The sequence below is a fragment of the Corynebacterium sp. genome (genome assembly GCF_030152825.1).
In the GTDB taxonomy this organism is placed as follows: Bacteria; Actinomycetota; Actinomycetes; order Mycobacteriales; family Mycobacteriaceae; genus Corynebacterium.
Map to the genome: position 1 here is coordinate 1 of NZ_JASLIP010000047.1, position 18,958 is coordinate 18,958.

At 64.5% G+C, this 18,958-nt stretch carries 15 protein-coding genes and 1 pseudogene; 9 read left to right on the forward strand and 7 right to left on the reverse strand.

Translation table 11 applies throughout. From position 1 onward, the window contains the following. From Q1V78_RS05560 to Q1V78_RS05575, 4 genes and pseudogenes are all read left to right on the forward strand, one after another. Positions 1-602: pseudogene (locus Q1V78_RS05560) on the forward strand (accessory Sec system translocase SecA2); the annotation flags it as partial. A gap of 96 nt (positions 603-698) precedes the next feature. Beyond that, positions 699-1,133 carry an oxoglutarate dehydrogenase inhibitor Odhl gene (gene odhI / locus Q1V78_RS05565; protein ID WP_070759131.1) on the forward strand — a complete coding sequence of 145 codons (435 nt, stop codon included), beginning with the start codon at positions 699-701 and terminating at the stop codon, positions 1,131-1,133. A 5-nt stretch (positions 1,134-1,138) separates the two neighbouring features. Further along, the gene (locus Q1V78_RS05570; protein WP_300612512.1) at positions 1,139-1,882 is read left to right on the forward strand and encodes a MerR family transcriptional regulator; all 744 of its coding nucleotides are present in this window, start codon (positions 1,139-1,141) and stop codon (positions 1,880-1,882) included. 256 nt (positions 1,883-2,138) lie between these two features. After that, entirely contained in the window at positions 2,139-2,672 is a 534-nt protein-coding gene (locus tag Q1V78_RS05575) for a MerR family transcriptional regulator (protein ID WP_300612514.1), read from the forward strand. A 55-nt stretch (positions 2,673-2,727) separates the two neighbouring features. On the opposite strand, the gene Q1V78_RS05580 is transcribed toward Q1V78_RS05575, so the two are convergent. The 6 genes from Q1V78_RS05580 to gndA all read right to left on the reverse strand — a co-directional run bounded on the left by Q1V78_RS05580 (position 2,728) and on the right by gndA (position 10,320). Then, positions 2,728-3,963 carry a VWA domain-containing protein gene (locus tag Q1V78_RS05580; RefSeq protein ID WP_300612516.1) on the reverse strand — a complete coding sequence of 412 codons (1,236 nt, stop codon included), beginning with the start codon at positions 3,961-3,963 and terminating at the stop codon, positions 2,728-2,730. Between the two features lie 64 nt (positions 3,964-4,027). After that, positions 4,028-4,975: a 3-methyladenine DNA glycosylase gene (locus Q1V78_RS05585; protein WP_300612518.1), complete on the reverse strand. Its 948-nt coding sequence runs from the start codon at positions 4,973-4,975 to the stop codon at positions 4,028-4,030. A 45-nt stretch (positions 4,976-5,020) separates the two neighbouring features. After that, positions 5,021-6,055, reverse strand: a complete 1,035-nt coding sequence (locus Q1V78_RS05590; protein WP_300612520.1) for a hemolysin family protein — start codon at positions 6,053-6,055, stop codon at positions 5,021-5,023. Continuing rightward, complete coding sequence (locus Q1V78_RS05595) at positions 6,055-7,452, reverse strand: hemolysin family protein (protein ID WP_300612522.1); 1,398 nt, start codon at positions 7,450-7,452, stop codon at positions 6,055-6,057. The genes Q1V78_RS05590 and Q1V78_RS05595 overlap by 1 nt, the downstream gene beginning before the upstream one ends. A 78-nt stretch (positions 7,453-7,530) precedes the next feature. Further along, positions 7,531-8,820, reverse strand: a complete 1,290-nt coding sequence (locus Q1V78_RS05600) for a DEAD/DEAH box helicase (protein ID WP_300612524.1) — start codon at positions 8,818-8,820, stop codon at positions 7,531-7,533. Continuing rightward, entirely contained in the window at positions 8,821-10,320 is a 1,500-nt protein-coding gene (gndA, locus tag Q1V78_RS05605; protein WP_300612526.1) for an NADP-dependent phosphogluconate dehydrogenase, read from the reverse strand. It lies immediately after the preceding gene. Positions 10,321-10,363: 43 nt separating this feature from the next. On the opposite strand from gndA, the gene Q1V78_RS05610 reads away from it, so the two are divergent. Further along, positions 10,364-10,840: a PaaI family thioesterase gene (locus Q1V78_RS05610; RefSeq protein WP_300612528.1), complete on the forward strand. Its 477-nt coding sequence runs from the start codon at positions 10,364-10,366 to the stop codon at positions 10,838-10,840. 91 nt (positions 10,841-10,931) lie between these two features. On the opposite strand, the gene Q1V78_RS05615 is transcribed toward Q1V78_RS05610, so the two are convergent. Continuing rightward, positions 10,932-12,362 (reverse strand): NAD(P)/FAD-dependent oxidoreductase, encoded by a 1,431-nt coding sequence (locus Q1V78_RS05615; RefSeq protein WP_300612530.1) that lies wholly within the window; start codon positions 12,360-12,362, stop codon positions 10,932-10,934. 146 nt (positions 12,363-12,508) lie between these two features. Here Q1V78_RS05615 and Q1V78_RS05620 point away from each other — a divergent pair, with 146 nt between their 5' ends. From Q1V78_RS05620 to Q1V78_RS05635, 4 genes are all read left to right on the forward strand, one after another. After that, a complete protein-coding gene (locus Q1V78_RS05620) occupies positions 12,509-14,011 on the forward strand; it encodes a class I SAM-dependent methyltransferase (RefSeq protein WP_300612532.1) in 1,503 nt (500 codons plus the stop codon). Positions 14,012-14,159: 148 nt separating this feature from the next. Beyond that, on the forward strand, positions 14,160-15,866 hold the full coding sequence (locus Q1V78_RS05625) for an FAD-binding dehydrogenase (protein ID WP_300612534.1): 1,707 nt from the start codon (positions 14,160-14,162) through the stop codon (positions 15,864-15,866). A gap of 115 nt (positions 15,867-15,981) precedes the next feature. Beyond that, entirely contained in the window at positions 15,982-17,406 is a 1,425-nt protein-coding gene (locus Q1V78_RS05630; RefSeq protein ID WP_300612536.1) for an amidase family protein, read from the forward strand. A gap of 123 nt (positions 17,407-17,529) precedes the next feature. Continuing rightward, positions 17,530-18,948: a hypothetical protein gene (locus Q1V78_RS05635; protein ID WP_300612538.1), complete on the forward strand. Its 1,419-nt coding sequence runs from the start codon at positions 17,530-17,532 to the stop codon at positions 18,946-18,948. Positions 18,949-18,958: the final 10 nt, after the last annotated feature.

The following is an 18,958-nucleotide window of genomic DNA, read 5'->3' on the forward strand; positions in this document are numbered from 1 at the left end:
CGAGCGGTCGCCTGAGTCAGAAGAAGGTCGCGAACTTCGTCGACCACTGCCAGCGCGTGACCGAAGGCCAGATGCTGGACATTCACGCCACGACCTGGAAGTACAACAAGCTCATCAAGGACCAGCGGGACATCATCGACGCCCGCCGTCAGAAGCTGCTGGATACCGACGCTGCCTGGCGGGAGCTCGCCGAAGCACAGCCAGAGAAGGCCGCCAGCCTGCAGGAGCAGGGCATCGAGCAGGCCGTGCTGGAGCAATCGGCCCGCGCGATCATGCTCTTCCACCTGGACCTGCAGTGGAGCGAACACCTGGCCTACCTGGACGACATCCGGGAGTCCATCCACCTGCGCGCCATCGCCCGGGAATCGCCCATCGACGAGTTCCACCGCATGTCCATCGCCGCGTTCGGCGACTTGGCAGCCCGTGCGGTGAACAAGGCAGAGGACACTTTTGCTGAGGCAGAGTTCACCAGCGAGGGCGTGGACCTGGCCGGCCTCGGACTCCACAAGCCGTCTGCGACCTGGACCTATATGGTCAACGACAATCCGCTCTCCAGCGGTGGCGGCTCGTTGATCGGTTCTGTGGCGCAGATGTTCCGATAGTTATGAACTTGTGAAAACAACCTCGGTGACTCTCCATCGCCGGCGGGGTAGTATTGTGTTGTCGTTAGCCAAATACGTTCCAGAGAGGATCTCACTATGAGCCAGAACACCGGTAAGCCGGAGGCATCTGTCGAGACCACATCGGTGTTTCGCGCGGACCTCCTGAAGGAGATGGAGTCCGGCGCCCAGGCCGACGCATCTCCCTCCGGTGTCGAGGGGTTGCCGGAGGGCTCCGCCCTTCTCGTGGTGAAGCGCGGCCCGAACGCCGGTTCCCGCTTCCTCCTCGATCAGGAGACCACCGCCGCTGGCCGTCACCCGGACAGCGACATCTTCTTGGATGACGTCACCGTCTCCCGTCGCCACGCTGAGTTCCGCCGCAACGGTGCGGACTACGAGGTCGTGGACGTCGGATCCCTGAACGGCACCTACGTCAACCGCGAGCCGAAGAACTCCGCGGTCCTGTCCAACGGTGACGAGATCCAGATCGGCAAGTTCCGCCTCGTGTTCCTGAACGGCGCGAAGGAAAGCTAAAACCCGTGGCGGCACAAGAAGGTAACGCAGCGAAGAAGCTGCTCGAGCAGAACCCGGCGCAGACTGGGGAGAAGGTGCTTCCCACCGCCTCCATTGGCGATGTGCTGAAGCAGCTGAAGCCTGACTTTCCGGACGTGACGGTATCCAAGATCCGCTTCCTGGAGTCCGAGGGGCTCATCACCCCGCGCCGGAGCCAGTCTGGCTACCGCCGCTTCTCCCCGGAGGACATTCAGCGTCTGCGCTACATCCTGACCCACCAGCGCGATAATTACCTGCCGCTGAAGGTCATCAAGGAGCAGCTTGACGCGATGGATGCTGGGAAGGTCACCCCGGTCTACGCCAAGCGCCAGATCGCCGGTGCGATGTCCGCGGAGCAGTTCCGCACCTCGGAGCCGCGCCGCCTGACGCGCGCGGACCTGACGGCGCGTGCTGGTGTCGAGGACTCCTTCACCGGTAGCCTGATCCGCCTCGGCCTCGTAACGGCCGACCAGTCCGGTTTCTTCAGCGTGGACGACATCACGATCGTGCAGCTGGCGGACCGGCTGAGCGAGTTCGGCCTCGATGGCCGCCACCTGAAGGCTATGATGACCATCGCGCACCGTCAGCTCGACCTGGTCTCCCGCGTTTCTGATCCGCTGAAGCACGCCCGCGACGAAAACGCTCGCCAGCGTTCTGCGGAAACAGCTCGCGAGGTCTCCGCGCTGTTGCTCTCCCTCAACGCCGCCATCGTGAAGGGCAACCTCGACTAGATTCTCTAGAGCTTTGGGCCCGCGCCTACCTCCCACAAGGGGAGGGGCGCGGGCTTTATTTTTTGGCAAGGGGCGCACCAAGGGGGTCTCAAAAAGTTATCTGACACGCGTGTTGTTACACATGTGTCGTTTGTTATCAATGTTAATGTTAACCTTGAACTTGAACTTAAGGGTTTGCGGTTGACGTATCCGCCGACCCGGCTATTCTTTAACTAGCAAAAGGGCTCGCGTAGGCAGCCACGGTCAGGAGAAGCGAATGGGTACAAACGACGGCCAGCAGGATGCACTCTTCGATGTGCACGGGCCAGACTACGAGGTGGGCTACCGCGTGCCCATCGCATGCCAGGTCGCAGGTATTACTTACCGCCAGCTCGACTACTGGGCGCGTACCGACCTGGTGAAGCCCTCTATTCGCAATGCTTCCGGCTCCGGTTCCCAGCGCCTGTACTCCTTCCGCGACATCCTCGTGCTGAAGATCGTCAAGGGCCTGCTGGACACCGGCATCTCCCTGCAGAACATCCGCAAGGCAGTCAGCAAGCTGGAGAACCTCGGTGTGGACGACCTCGCCGGCCTGACCCTCGTCTCCGACGGCACGACCGTTTACGAGTGCCGGTCCTCCGAGGAGGTCATCGACCTCCTCAACGGCGGCCAGGGCGTGTTCGGCATCGCAGTTCCAGGTCTGATGAAGGAGCTCAGCGGCGATATCACGAGCTTCCCATCGGAGAAGATTTCCCAGGACCCGGCGATCGACGAGCTCGCAGAGCGTCGCCGCCGCCGTCGCCTGGCCTAGGCCACAGCCTGTCGAGAAACTTTTAAGCCTCGCTGCCCCCTGACCGCAGCGAGGCTTAAAGAATATCCTTGAGTACCCCGTCCACGGCCTTCGCGTCGCGGGCGGGGTAGAACTTTCCGCCCGTCGCCTCCGCGATCGGCGTGAGCTCGCCTGCGGAAACATCGCCACCGATACCCACGATGTCCACCCGCACCTGCGGGTTCGCTGCAGCCAGCTGGGCCTTCAGCCGCTCGACGGAGAGCTCGTCCTGGTTCTTACCGGCCAGCACCACGACCATGCGGCCCGCTGGCTTCTCCGCGCCCGCCGCCGCAGCGGAATCCACCGCCGCCTTGTGCGCGGCCGAGATGGAAACGTTCGCGTGGTTGCCGCCGCCCACATTCAGCTGGTCCAGCACCGCACCGGCGGCCGCCCCACCATCGCGGACCGAAAGGTCAACGTTCACGCGGTATGGAGTACGTGCCCCGGGGGAGAGCTGCGAAGAGTAGTTCCACAGGCTCACCGCACCCTCGTTCTCGCCGACCCGCTGGAAGGCGGAGTGCAGTGCACCGCGCACCACGTCGAGACGGCGCGCATCGCCCTCGACGACACCCATCGCGTCGGAGGTATCCAGCAAGAAGGTGACGTCCGTGCCACGAGCCAGCGCCGGCTTCTTCGCCTCGTCCTCGTCCTTCTTGGAGCCCTTAGCCTTTGCGTCCTCGCCGCTCTTCGCGTCCTTAGCGCCGTGGCCCTTGCCTCCGGCCAGCGCGGCAACTTCGGTGGTCGGCAGCTTCTGCTCTTCAACCGCGAAGCTGGTGAAGTCCGAGGCCGCACGTTGGCCAAGCTCCGGCACTCGGTCGCCGGCTTCAAGGCGGAGCATCGGACGCGCCGGCTCGCCCACGGTTGGGGCCTTGCTACCAGCCGCCCGCACGCCGTGATCCTTCGCGGCAGGCAGGACTGCCGCGGCGTCCTCCGGAACCCACGCTGCAGGGACCTCAGAGTCCAGCTTGGACAGGCCGTCGCGATCCGCAACCTCGGAGACGGCGGCGGTGACGCAGTGATCGGCGACGACCCGGTCGGCGTCGTTATACGCGCTGGCGAGCTCCTCGGCCGCCTCCTTGGCCTTGGGTGCGGCCCAGACGCTCAGCTCGTAGTCGCCCTCCGCGCACTCCTCGGCGGCCACGGTCTCCTGGTTATTCTTCGACACCGCTGACCAGCTGATGATCAGTGCGGTGACTAGTACGACCGCGATCAACACGGCCCAGACCCACCCGGCGACCTTGAAGTTATTCTCACCACTCGCGTGACGCGCCATCGACCCTCCAAAAATCGTGTTCAAACCTTCAGTTTAGTGCAGCCCGGTGCACCTCGACCCTGGATCACGTGCCCGGCGCGTCTTGCTTTGCCCGCCGGGGGTGATCCTCCTGGCTGAGCAGCAGATCCAGGAGCACCAGCAACTGGGCGCGCAGTTCCTGGGCGCGGCTGGTCAGTTCCCGCTGGCGGCGGACATACTCCGCCTTACCCTCGGCGGTCTCGATGCGCACCGGCTCGAAACCCCATTCCCGCAGGTCATAAGGGCTGGCCTCCATGTCCAGCTGCCGGAAGTCTCCCGCCAGCTCGAAGCAATCCACCCACAGCTCTCCCGGCACTACCGGGCCCAGCTTGGTCGCCCACTTATACAGATCCATGCCAGCGTGCAGGCAGCCCGGCTGCTCAAAGAGCTCCTGGTCCTCCCGGGTGAGCTGATTCGCATTCATCGGTGCAGAGGAAGAAGTGAAGAACCGGAAGGCGTCGAAGTGCGTGCACTTCAGCTCGTGGGACTCCACCACGTCGTTGGTGCCAGCCGCACCCAGCCGGAGTGGCTCCGGGTGCCGCGGGGCATCCCGGTAGACCATCGCCCACTCGTGCAGCCCGAAGCAGCTTAAGACCGCGGGCCGGGCAGCCGTCGCAGCGAGCAGCCGCCGGATGAACCGGGCGGTCTCGCCCCGGCGCGCCAGAAACGCCGCCGGATCCAGCCGCCAGGTATCCCCAACGCGGTGGTAGAAATCCTTCACCTGCGGCAAGCCCTCCACCGAGTCGTCCGGGCGGATCTCCAGTGCCGTGCCCAGCCCCGGGTGCCACTTCTTCAGCTTCCCAGGGGTCACCGGGTAGTAGCTGAAGAGGAAGTCCCACACTGGGTGGCGTTCACCCTGCTTGCGGCGCGCCTGGTGTGCTGCGGTCAGCGATTCCACCCGCTGAATGTGGGCAGCCTTGCGGGCCTGCCACTCAGCCCAGCCCAAGACACGCTCGGCCGGGCGGGTGGGGGATAATTGCGTATCAGTAGCCATGCAGGCCTTCGCTGCCTCCTCTTGTCTTCGGGGGATCTAGTACTTCTAGTCGTGGGTCCAGTCGCGGACGGTGCCCACGAGCTCCTCGATGATGTCCTCCAGCATCACCAGGCCGATGGTGCGCCCGTTCTCCACGACCGCGGCCACGTGCGAGGAGTTCACACGCATCGCGCGCATTGCCAGGTCGAAGTTCTGCGTGCTCGTCACGGTGATCAGCGGGCGGATGGGGACGGCGACGTCGCGGTCGGCGAGGAAGTCGTCCAGCGCGTCCTTGACGTGCACGTAACCCAACCAGGTGCCGTTCGAATCGGCGACAGGGAAGCGGGAGAAACCCGTCTCCACCACCGCGCGGTGCACCTCCATGACCGTCGGCCCGGACGCCCCGAAGGGCAGGGCGTAGACGTCCTCACGGGGGATGAGCACCTCGCCCATCGCGCGGCGGGAACTAGCCAGGGCGTTGGAGATGCGGTCCGCCTCGTCGGCGGCGATCAGCCCCTCGGAGCGGGACTCCGCGATCATGTTCGCCAACTCGTGCGGCGAGACCGTGGAATCCAGCTCGTCCTTCTGCTCGACACCGAACGCGTGCAGCACGGTGCGTGCCATCCAGTTCAGCACGACCATGATCGGGTGCGTCACCTTGACGAACGCCAGGTGCGGCAGGACCAGGTACGTGCCGACCGTCTCCGGGCCGGCGAGCGCGATATTCTTCGGCACCATCTCGCCCAGCACGATGTGCAGCATCGTGATCAGCAGCAGCGCAATGGTAAAGCCGATCGGGTGGACGAAACTCTCCGGCAGCCCCAGGGCCGCCAGCGGGGCCTCGATGAGGTGGGCGATCGCCGGCTCGCCGATCATGCCCAACAGGACGGAGGCGATGGTGATACCAAACTGCGCGCCCGCCAGCATGATGGTCAGATGCTCGACGGCGTAGCGGACCTTCTTCGCCCGCTGGTTACCCGAGGCGATCATCGAGTCCAGGCGGTCCTTACGGGAGGAGATCAGCGCGAACTCCACCGCCACGAAGAAGGCGTTGACCAGGATCAGAAAAACGGCAAGAAGAATGCCCCACAAATCACCCATTAGTTTTCACCCTCCTCGTCGATGTACTCGGCGGCCTGCTCCTCGGTGATCGGGCTCAGGATCACCCGATCGACGCGATGCTTATTCATCGACACCACCCGGGCCAGCCAGCGGTTGTTCAGCCCGCTCTCGAAGGAGTCCCGGAGTTCCCGCTCGGAGCGGGGGAGGACCACCTGGTCGCCCTCCAGCGGCACCCTGCCCAGGGCGGACATCACGAGCCCACCGAGGGTTTCATAGGGGCCGTCCGGGGCGGTGTAGCCGACCTCCTCGAAGATCTCATCGGTACGGACCAGGCCGGACATCTCCCACATCTGCCCGGTGCGGCGGACCTCGGCGTCCTCGTCCTTATCGTCGTACTCATCCCAGACCTCGCCGACGATTTCCTCGACGACGTCCTCGATGGTGATGATGCCGGAGGTGCCGCCGTACTCGTCCGCGACGAGAATCAGCTGCGAACCGGCGGAACGCACGCTCTGTAGGACGGCCTCGCCACCCAGGCTTTCCGGGACGGTGGGGACGGGGCGGGCGAGGCGTTTGACGGTGGTCGTCGCCAGCCGCTCCGGCTGCAGTGCGACCGCGTCCTTGACGTGGACGACGCCGATCGTGTCGTCGAGGTCGCCGCGGGTAACGGGGAAGCGGGAGTGGCCGGTCTCCATGGCCAGCAGGATCAGCTTGTCGGCGGTGTCCTCCTCATCCAGCGACTCGACGGTGGAGCGCGGCGTCATGATGTCGTCGGCGGAGATGTCGCGGAAGCGCAGGGAACGGTCCAAAATCTGAGCTTTGGCCTGCGTGAACTCGCCGGTGCCGGCGGAGGACTTCACGATGGCGGCCAGCTCCTTCGGGCTACGCGCGCTCGCGAGCTCATCGGCCGGTTCGATGCCGACGCGGTGCAGCACGAAGTTCGCCATGTTGTTGAGCCAGGAGATGAAGCCGCGGAAGAATTGGTTGAAGGCCCACACCGGGCGGATGGTGAAGCGCGCGACCTTGATCGGGTCGGTGATCGCCAGGTTCTTCGGCACCAGCTCGCCGAAGATCATGGAGAGGGCGGTGGCCAGGATGACGGCGAGGGTCAGCGCGATCGCCATCGAGGCGGAGTGCGGGATGCCGAACAGATCCAGCATCGGGGTGAAGAACTTCGCCAGGATCGGCTCGGCGAGGAAGCCGGTGGCCAGGGTCGTGATCGTGATGCCCAGCTGGGCGCCGGAAAGCAGCAGCGAGAGCTCGCCGTGAGCCTTTTGGATAAGGCGTGCTGGGCCGTCGTTCTTGTCCTTGACGTGTTGGTCGATGGTCGATCTTTCGAGACCGGTGATGGCGAACTCGATCCCGACGAACAGCCCGGTGCCCGCGGTCAGTGCAATGAAGCCCGCGAGGCCGAGGATGCTCAGCAGTATGTCCATATTCTTGAGAAGTTGTCCTTGGCGAGGAGTGAGTGGGTGGTGGGTTGTGCGTACCCCGGCGGACCGGGGCGGTGGTGGTTATTCACGGAGAATCCGGCGGACGAGCCTGGTGGACTCGACCTTCTCGTAGCCCAGGTTAGCGGCCCGCATCATGGTCGAAACTTCGCGGACCTGGTCGGGGAAGGCGAGCAGGGCGACCGTGCCGGACGCGCCCGCGCGACCGGTTCGACCCGAGCGGTGCACGAGCGCCTTGGGATCGCGCGGCGGGTCGATGTGCACGACGGCGCGCACGCCAGGCACATCGATGCCCCGTGCGGCGATATCGGTGGCGACAAGCACGCGCACCTTGCCTTCCCGGAAGTCAGCGAGCGCTCGCTGGCGGGACTGATGGCCACGGTTGCCATGCAGGGCGGCGACCTTGACGCCGCCCGCCGAGAGGTGCTTCGCCCAGCGCGTCACCGCATGGGTGGTGCGCACGAAAAGCATCACGCGGGGCACCTTGCGTGCGATCGCGCGGACCGCGGCCTGACGCTGGCCGTTATCGGCGACCTCGCTGAGAAGGAACTCCACCGGAGATCCTTCGTCCTTGGCTGCGCGTGAAGTTGGGTGAGTAGCCGCGGCTCGTGCCTTTGCCTCAGCCTGGTGTCCTGCACCGGCGGCGGGGACTGGCGCTGCCGCCGAGATCGAGCGTGCGCCGGAAGCCTCGATGCGGACCGGGTTACGGGTCCAGCCCTCAGCCAGGGCCGCGACCTCGCCGTCTAATGTTGCGGAGAAGAGCATCCGCTGGCTGTCTTGCGGAGTGCGTTCGAGAATTGCCTGCACCTGGGGAAGGAATCCCAGGTCTGCCATGTGATCGGCCTCGTCCACGACCGTGACGGCGCAGTGCTCCAGGGAGATCGCACGGCGTTTAATGAGGTCGTTCAACCGACCCGGGGTGGCCACGACAAGGTCCACCGTGCGGGCCAGGGATGTGAGATTGGCTCGCACCTTCACCCCGCCCACCAGCACCAGCGCACGCAGGCCCAGAGCTGCGGCATGCGGGTCCAGGTTCTCGAAGACCTGCTCCGCGAGCTCGCGGGTGGGGCAGAGCACCACACCACGCGGATTGCCCGGCCGCGTCGCGCGCGGCAAATCCCCGGAACTCAACCGAGCCAGCATGGGAAGCCCGAAGGCGAGGGTTTTACCCGAGCCGGTCGGAGCGCTGGCCAGCACGTCCTTGCCCTCAACGGCGGAGGGGATCACGCTGGCCTGGATGGGAAAGGCTTTACGCAGCCCCGCGCGCTGCAGGGACTGGGCGAGCGCTACTGGTAGCCCGAGCGATCGAAACTCGGGCTGGGAAGACGGCGGCTCTGGGTCAGGCGACGGCACTTAAGCCTCGACCTCGCTGCGGTCGCCGGACCAGAGGGTGTGGAAGGCGCCAGGCTTGTCCACGCGGCCGTAGGTGTGGGCGCCGAAGAAGTCTCGCTGGCCCTGAATCAGCGCGGCCGGCAGGCGCTGGGCGCGCAGGGAATCGTAGTAGGAGAGCGAGGAGGCAAACACCGGAACCGGGTGCCCCTGGGCGGTCGCGGTCCCGACGACGCAGCGCCACGAGTCCACTAGACCAGACATCTGCTCCAGGAAGTACTCATCCAGCAGCAGGGACGGAAGCTGCGGATCCGCCTCGTAGGCATCGACGATGCGGTTGAGGAAACGGGCGCGGATGATGCAGCCACCGCGCCAGATGCGGGCCAGGTCCCGGGGGTCGACGTCCCAACCGTATTCCGCCGAACCCGCGAGGATCTGGTCGAAGCCCTGGGCATAGGCGACCATCTTCGACGCGTACAGCGCGCGGCGGACGTCCTCGATGAAGTCCGCACGCTGGGCGGGGTCCACTGGGGCTGCCAGCTCACCGGAAGCGAGCTTGCCCTGGGCGGCCTGGCGGGCAGGGCTATCAGAGGAGAGCGCGCGGGCAAACACCGCCTCACCGATACCGGTGACCGGGATCCCCAGGTCGCAGGCGGACTTCACAGTCCAGCGCCCCGTGCCCTTCTGGCCGGCAGCGTCCACGATGATGTCCACCAGCGGCTTGCCGGTTTCGGCATCGACCTGCGCTAGGACCTCCGCGGTGATCTCCACGAGGTAGGACTCCAGCTCGCCGGTGTTCCACTCGCGGAAAACCTCGGAGATCTCCTTCGGGCTCAGCCCCGCCCCGTAGCGCAGCAGGTGGTAAGCCTCGCCGATGACCTGCATATCCGCGTACTCGATACCGTTGTGGACCATCTTGACGAAGTGGCCAGCGCCGTCCGGGCCGATGTGGGCGCAGCACGGCTCGCCATCAACCTTCGCGGAAATGGACTCCAGCAGCGGGCCCAGGGACTCGTAGGCCTCGGCGGTGCCGCCCAGCATGATCGCTGGGCCGTTCAGGGCTCCCTCCTCGCCACCGGAGATACCGGTGCCGACGAAGTGCAGGCCGCGCGCGGAGATCTCCTTCTCGCGGCGGATCGTATCCGTGTACAGGGCGTTGCCACCATCGATGATGATGTCGCCCGGGTCCATGACATCGGCGAGCTGCTCGATCATGGCATCGGTGGCGGGGCCGGCCTGCACCATAATCAGCGCGCGGCGCGGCTTTTCGAGGGAAGCCACGAAGGCCTCCAAGGTCTCGGCTGGAATGAAAGAACCCTGCTCGCCGAAGTTCTCCATGAAGCCCTCGGTGCGGGCGAAAGTGCGGTTGAAAACCGCTACGGTGTGGCCGTGATTCACGAAGTTGCGGGCGATATTGGACCCCATCACCGCCAGGCCGATCACGCCGATCTGGGCGAGCTCGCCATCTGGTGCGCCTGCGGGTGCCTGATTCGAGGAAGGATTCGGTGCCGAAGGTTTACTCATGATTTCGCAGTTTACCCCGACACTTCGTGGTTAATCTATTGACATGAACGAACACATGAAGACCATGCTGGAGCTCAGCAGCACTGCCGGCCAGCGTAAGCTCACCGGCGAAGAGCTCGACACCCTTAATGGAATTATGACCGCAACCAACGGGCTGGAAGAGACGCTGGGTGTTCGCTACACCGAGGTAGCACCTCATTCCCTCACCCTGCGCCTTGAGGTGCAACCGATTCACCTGCAGCCTTGGGGGATCACCAATGGAGGCATCTACGCCACGCTGGGGGAGACCGCAGCCAGCATGGCCAGCTTCGTCGCCGCGGGCGCGGGCCCGATCGTCGTCGGAACGAACAACAATACCGACTTCCTGCGGCCTTCGAAGGCGGGCGACGTCATCGTCTCCACCGCGACCGCTGAGCACCTGGGGTCGACCTCCCACCTGTGGCGCGTCGAGCACCGCAATGAGGAGACCGGGAAGCTGCTGGCCCTGACCATGCTGAAGACAGCTGTGATGAATAAGTGAGTTAACGCCACGCAAAAATCCCCGGCCAGCCACCACGAAGGAGGGGCCGGGGATTGCGCTTTTCTAGTGCGCTCGGGCGCGAGTGCGGGAACTAGTCGGCGTCAGCCGGGGTGTCGCGACCCTCGCCAAACTTGAGGTTATCGCGAACCTCGAGGGAACGGATGCCCTTCTCATCCTCCAGCTTGCGCAGCTTGTTCAGCGCGTTGCGGGCGTGCAGCTGCTGGCGGGTAGCAACCAGCTGCCAGCGGCGGCGGGACACGGAGTTCAGGCCCCAGCTGAACGCGGCGATCGCGCGGTTGCGGAAGCCGACCAGGTACAGCAGGTGCAGGGCCAGCCACATCAGCCAACCGATGAAGCCGGAGACCTCGGCCTTGTTGATCTTCACCACAGCGTTGAAGCGGGAGACGATCGCCATGGAACCCTTGTCGAAGTAGTCGAACGGGGCGCGGGCCTCCGGGCTGGTGCCATTCTCGATCTCGTCGATGATGGTCTTTGCTGCGTACTGGCCACCCTGCATGGCGACCTGGGCCACGCCTGGTAGGCCGTTGAGGTTGATCATGTCGCCGATGAGGAAGACGTTCTTGTGCTCGCCCAGGGTCAGGTCCTCGTTGACCATGACGCGGCCCGCGCGGTCAGACTCCACGCCAGCCTGGTCGGCGACGTGCTTGCCCAGCGGGGAAGCGGCCACACCGGCGGACCAGATCTTGGCGTAGCTCGGGATCGAGGATTCCTCGCCGGTCTTCATGTTCTTGTAGGTCACGCCCTCGCGGTCGACGTCGGTGACCAGGGAGTTCAGGACGACCTCGACGCCAAGATCCTCGAGCTTGCGACGAGCCTTGCGGCCCAGGCGCTTGCCGAACGGTGGCAGAACCTGCGGGCTACCGTCGATAAGGATGATGCGGGCATCGTTGGTATCGACCTCGCGGAACTCCTTGGCGAGGGTGCGGTGGGCCATCTCAGCCAGCTGACCAGCCAGCTCCACGCCGGTCGGGCCAGCGCCGACGACCACGAAGTTCAGCAGGCGGCGGCGCTCCTCCGGGTCGCTGGTGATCTCGGCGCGCTCGAAGGCGCCGGTAACGCGGGCGCGGATCTCCAGGGCATCGTCGACAGACTTCATGCCTGGCGCGAACTCAGCGAAGTGGTCGTTACCGAAGTAGGACTGTGCCGCACCGGCAGCGAGGATCAGGGAGTCATACTCGATGACGGCTTCCTTACCACCCAGGTCAGCAGTGACGTTCTGGCCGTCGATGTCGATGTTGCGGACCTCGCCCTTGATCACGCGGACGTTCTCGTCGTCCGCCATCAGCTGGCGGATGGAAGGTGCGATCTCACCTTCAGACAAGATACCGGTCGCGACCTGGTAGAGCAGTGGCTGGAACAGGTGGTGGTTGGTGCGGTCGATGATGGTGACCGCGATGTCCTTGCCCTTGAACTTCTTTGCCGCGAACAGACCGCCGAAACCACCGCCGATGATGACGACGTGGTGGCGATTACCTGCTGGACCAAGGGAGTTGGTGGTCATAAGAAACTAATGCTCCTCAGCACAATATTTTTGGTTTTTGGATTCAAGTTCTCGCTGATATACGGACCCTGTGAGATCCTCACGAAGCGTGCTTCAACAATCTTAATGCTTAAGGCCATGTAAAGCACTTTCGGGATCCACCTGATGTGGGTTGTTTCGCGAGTGTTAATAACCCGTTTGGGGCGCGATATCGACTAACTTTAGGGATAACTTCACCGCCAATAGCCGAGCCGGCCCCGCGCGCACCGGGAGAGGAGAGTCTGATAGTTCCCGTGGAACGTTTCTCTCTCGACCCCTATATCGACCCCGAGCGGTGGCCGCACCTCGCTGAGATGCCCCATGGTCGGTTCCTCAGCAAGCGATCCGAGGCATTCCGGGAGCGGCTGGAAAAACTGTTGGACGACGAGGGAATTTCCTTCGACTCCAAGGACGAGACCTACCTCGAGGTGCGTGACGGCCTCATGCTCGACCGGGCGGTTGCCCAAGGCTGGCTGGGGCTTGCGGAAAGCTACCTGATCGGGGAGTGGCGGGCTGAGCCTTTGGTTAAGGTGCTGGAAGTTCTCCTTCACCAGCCCCTCGAAGCGCCGATGAATACCTTGCTGGGTGGGATTAGCCCACGAAAGCCGCGCCACGATTTTGGTTCGGTGCGTGCCGGCGAGCTGCCCGATGGTCTCGTGGAGCTGTACGCGGGAGCCACCCGTGCCACCGCCACCGCGCTGTTTGCCTCGGCCGCCCGCACCACGGAAACCGTTCAGGTCGACCGCAGGACCGGAGAGATCCTGGTGGACGATGAGGAGAAACCCGCCCCCCGCGGTGTGGCCGGCGTGGCAACCGGCGTGCGCCGCCGTTTCAGTAGGCCGGAGGAGCCCGTCCGCCTCGATGAAACCTGGTACCTCGAGCCCGCCGACGTGCAGCGCCAGGACCTCAACTCCGGGCAGCTGCGCCGCATCAACTTGATGCTGGACGAGGCGAATGTTGGCCCTGGCGACCGCGTCCTCGAGCTCTCGAGTTCCGGCGGGCAGTTGGCGATCCTTGCCGCTCAGCGTGGCGCATCGGTGAGCGTGCTGACCTCCGATGAGGAGCACGCCGAGGTGGTGCGCTCCCGCGTGCGTCAGGCCGGCGTGGCCGGTGGCGTGCGGGTGGAGCTGATCAGCGGTCCAGTGCCCTCGCCACGGCAGTGGGCCGGGGAGTACGACGCCATCTTCTCCACTGAACGGCTGGAAACCCTAGGCCGAGGTGGCCTTGGGCACTTCTTCCGGGCTGTGGACCGGCTCCTTGCGGACGGGGGCGTGGCCGTGGTGCAGACCCTGGTCGCCACCCCGCAGATGCGCGAAACCGCGCGGGAATCTCTCGACGTGGTGCGCGGCTACATCTGGCCTGCCCTGGAATACTCGCCGGCGGCACTGATCCGCCAGCACATCTTCACCGCCGGGCTGGACGTCGTCGCCGAAAATCACCTGGGGCCGCACCTCGCGGCGACCCTGCCGATGTGGCGTGCCCACTTCGCCTCCCGCGAGCGACAAGCTGCTGCCGCGGGCTTCGACGCGATCTATCGCCGCCTCTGGGACTTCCAGCTCGCGCTGCACGAGGCACTCGTGGGCGCCGGCGACATCGACTGCATGCAGTTCGTCATTCGCCACCGGCGTTAGCGCGAGGCGGGGTCGGTCGTGTGAGGCTCTGATCGAAGTTTCGCAATTCGCGCACACAGCTATGTCCTTTGCCTAAACTAACCTCTATATTCGCGCCCCACGATCCCGTGGAGCCGAGGCAGATGCCCGTAGATAAGGGGAGGACAGTTTGAGTACGCAGTGGAATCCGGACGTCATCGTCGTCGGTGCAGGCCTGGCAGGCCTTGTCACCGCCTACGAGGCCGCAACGGGTGGGTTGAACGTCCTCATTCTGGACCAGGAAAACCGTAACAACCTGGGCGGGCAGGCGTTCTGGTCCCTCGGTGGGTTGTTCTACGTCGACAGCCAGGAGCAGCGGCTCATGGGGGTCAAGGACAGCGAAGACCTGGCCTGGCGCGACTGGGAGAACTCCGCGCAATTCGAGGACACCCCGAACGACCGCTGGCCGAAGGCCTGGGGCCGGGAGTACGTCCGCTTTGCCGCCAATGAGAAGCGCAGCTACCTCAAGAACCTGGGGCTCAACGTTCTGCCCACCGTCGGTTGGGCCGAGCGCGGCTCCGGCGACGCCTCCGGGCACGGCAACAGCGTGCCGCGTTTCCACCTGACCTGGGGGACGGGGCCGGAGGTCGTCCGCGTCTTCCGCGAGCAGGTCGAGAAGCTGGAGCAGGAGGGGCGCATCCACTTCGAGTTCCGTCACCGCGTCGATGAGCTGATCACGGGAGCTGGGGCCGACGGGCGCACCCGCATCGAAGGCGTGCGCGGCACGGTCCTGGAAGCAACGGATCTCCCGCGCGGCGAGGCATCCTCCCGAACGGCCACGGGGGAGTTCGAATTCCGTGCAGCGGGCATCGTCGTCGCTTCCGGCGGAATCGGCGGAAACCTCGATCTGGTGCGCAAGCGCTGGCCGACTGACCGCTGGGGGCCCGCCCCGGAGGACATGGTCACCGGCGTGCCGGCCCACGTGGACGGCCGCATGATCGGCATCTCCGAAACTGCGGGTGCGAACCTCGTGAACACCGACCGAACCTGGCATTACCCAGAGGGCATGCACAACTGGAACTCCATCTGGCCGGGCCACGGTATTCGCATCATCCCTGGTCCCAGCGCGATGTGGTTGGACGCGGCGGGCCAGCGGCTGCCCAATAACCTCATCCCGGGCGGCGATAACCTCGCGGCGCTGAGCCATATTGGGCGCACCGGGATGGGATATAGCTGGTTTATCCTCAACAAGACCATCGCTGCCAAGGAGTTTATCTTCTCCGGCTCCGAGCAGAACCCAGACCTGACGGACAAGAGCGTGAAGAAGCTGCTCTCCAAGCTTGGCTCCGGCATGCAGGTCGCCGTGCAGGCGTTCATGGACCACGGTGAGGACTGGGTGATCGCCCACGACCTCAGCAGCCTGGTCAAGAAGATGAACGAGCTAGTCGGGCCGGATAGGCCACAGGTCGATGAGGAGGGGCTGCGCCGTCAGATCGAGGACCGGGATAGCCAGATCGAGAACAAGTTCTCCAAGGACTATCAGATCAACTGCATCCGCACCGCACGCCAGTACCTGGGCGACAAGGTGGTGCGCTGTGCGGCACCGCACGAGTTGATGGACCCGAAGCACGGACCATTGATCGCCGTGCGCTTGAGCGTGCTGACCCGAAAGACTCTGGGCGGCATCGAGACCGACCTGGCCGGCCGCTGCCTCACCAACGACGGGGAGGTCCTGCCGGGGCTCTACGCGGTCGGCGAGGTCGCGGGCTTCGGTGGCGGCGGTATGCACGGCCAGAACGCGCTGGAAGGAACCTTCCTCGGCGGCTGCATCCACTCCGGAAAGCGGGTCGGCGAGCAGCTGCGGTACACGCTGCCTCAGGCCGGCGCCGGGGTGTAGCGCGACCCGAGGGGCAGGGCTCACGCCGGTGGGGCGATCGGGTGAGCGCTGTGCCCCGCTGTAGCGCGGGGGGATCAGAGGCTGGAATTAGATCGAAAGAAAGCGGTTAGTGGAGATGACACCTCAGGAAAACAACGTCAGTGTCCGGCGTGGAAACGTCGGGGACACCCCGTGGCACGAGCTCGACGCGCACCAGTGGCGCGCGAGGGTAGCGGAACGTACGGCAGTTGAGGGAGTGCGCGCAGCCCTCGAACGAATTGAGGAGCGAGACGCGTTCATCAACGCTTTCAGCCAGGTCTTTGCGGAAGACGCCCTGCGGGCAGCTTCAGCGCTCGACCAGCTTGATCCCTCGGAGCGAGGTGCTCTCCACGGTGTTCCCGTTGCCATTAAGGAAGAACTCGATGTCGCTGGTGCCGTGACGAGCTTTGGAACCCGTGCGAACCACACGCCGAAGTCGAAAGACTCCGTGGTCGTGGCTCGTCTCCGCGCAGCTGGAGCGGTCATCATTGGCAAGACCAACATGCCGGAGTTCGGCGCTTACCCGCTGACCTCCTCACAGGGCTACGGGGTGACGCGCAACCCCATCGATCTTTCCCGGACCCCAGGTGGCTCCTCTGGGGGTTCCGCCGCGGCGGTAGCGGCAGGGATGGTGCCGATCGCGATGGGTGGCGATGGCGGTGGCTCGGTCCGAATCCCAGCGGCGATGTGCGGGCTGGTAGGACTCAAGCCGGGTCGGGGAGTGCTGCCCACCGCCCCCTATACCGACCTGTGGAAGTCCCTGGGGACGTCCGGCCCGATGGCCCGAACGGTAGACGATGTCGAGTTGATGCTGTCGGTCCTACGGGACGAGGACCTCGTTCCGTCCGGATCGGGTGGGGCTAGCTGGGAGCGGGCATCGTTTGACCCGGTAGAGCAGCGCGGACGGGATTTCAGCGAGAGGCCATGGCAGGTGGCATGGCTGGACCGGTCGAGCACGCCGTTCATCCCGGTGGCAGCAGCGAACCGCCAGGCGCGGAAGCGTGCCGCAGCACAGCTTGAGGCCCAAGGGGCGCAGCTTCGGCCGCTGTCTGCCCGACTGCCGGATCCCACGCTGCCGTTCCTGATCCTCATGTTCGCCGGAATCCGGAGCGAAATCGGGCTGCTGGAAAAGCCCGATCGCATCGAGAAGCGCCACCGACTGACCAAGCTGGTGGGCGCGCTCATGAGGCCGAAGATGGTGTCCTGGGCGGAGAAGAAGGCAGCCGCCATTGGGCGCCAGGTCTCGGACATCATGGCCCGCGAGGGTATTGATGCGATCCTCACGCCGACCGTGGCCGACAGGCCACGCCGCGCTGACCTGTTGGTGGGGAAGGGGGCCATTCGTGCCTCCCTGCTGAGCATGCCTTCGATCGCATACACGGCCATGTGGAATGTCGCGGGTCAGCCGGCACTAGCCGTGCCGATGGGGCAGGGCAGCGACGGGCTTCCGACCAGCGTGCAGCTGGTGGGAGATGTCGGCGCCGAGAAAAAGCTCCTGGATCTTGCCCGTGAACTGGCGTGATTCGGACGATCCGGCGGACGGTGTGTGTCTTTCAACACAGTTTCGCAATATGAGGATAAGTAAATTTTAAGCAATACTGGAGAGCGTTCGTATTTGTGATATTTACGAAAGAGGCTCTCATTAGTGTCTTTGAGAAACACTTTTAAAATTGCATTATCTTTTGTTGGCCTCCTGGTCGGCGCTGGTTTCGCGACTGGTCAAGAGGTCATTCAATATTTCGGCTCCTTTGGACTCTCCGCACTGTGGGGTGCGCTGCTCGCCGGTGTCCTGATGACCATCGCCGGGGCAGTGATCCTGCAGCTCGGCAGCTACTTTCTGGCGCAGGAGCACCGCATGGTGTTCCGGAACATGTCCCACCCGATCGTCTCCAGGTTCCTGGACTTCGGCGTGACCTTCACGCTGTTTGCCGTGGGCTTCGTGATGCTCGCGGGGGCGGGATCCAACCTAGAGCAGCAGTTCGGCTGGCCTGCCTGGGTCGGCTCGCTGATCATGCTGATCCTGGTGATGATCACCGGGCTGATGGATGTCGACCGGGTCTCCAGCATCATCTCCACGGTGACGCCGCTGATTATCATCGCGGTGGTCTTCGCATTCGGCTACACGCTGTTCAACCTGCCGGATGACATGGCTGCGATGGGGAAGTTGGCTCAGGGGGCCGAATCGCCAATCAGCCCGTGGTGGCTTTCCGCCCTGAACTACACGGGGCTTGCGCTGCTGCTGGGGTTGTCCATGGCCCTGGTGATCGGTGGCGCGAACACGAAGCCACGCGAAGCGGGTGTGGGCGGCCTCATGGGTGGCCTCATCTACCTGACGATGCTGATGATGGCGACCTTCGTCCTGCTCGCCAACTTCGACGTGGTCGGGGACTCGAGCGTTCCGATGCTCAGCCTGATCGATCACATCAACCATCCGCTGTCCTATGTGATGGTCGTGATCATCTTCATCATGATCTACAACACCTGCATCGGCATGTTCTACGCGCTGGGGCGCCGCCTGACGGCCAACCACCGCGATAAGTATCGCCCCGTGTTTCTGGGCGTCTGCCTGGTGGGTTTCGGTGTGAGCTTCTTCGGCTTCGAAGCATTGATGGCCAATGTGTATCCGATCATCGGCTGGGTGGGGCTGTTGACGATCGCGGTGCTCGTCGCCTGGTGGATCAAGTCCCGGGTTCGCATCCAGCGCGAGGCTAAGTTCCGCGAGCGCGCCACCGAACTGGTGAATAAGTTCCACGAGGGGGAGGAAGAGCTGAGCGACTCGGAGGGTCGTGAGCTCAAGAAGATCGTGGAGAAGTCCAACGTGGGCAACTATGAGCTTGCCGAGGCACTGACTCGTGAGTTCCAAAGTGAATCTGAGGATCTTGAGGACGAGGACTCGGCTGAGGACGATGCCGCCGAGGCGTCAGGGGCTTCCGAGAGTTCGGCCGACGATAAGAAGGATTCGACGACGGAGATTGAAAACTCGACCCAGGAGCTCATGGATGAACTCGAGGTTGATTGGGAGCCCGGCGAGGATTCCGAGCTCAAGGAATCTAAGGACTCCTAGGACTCCAGGG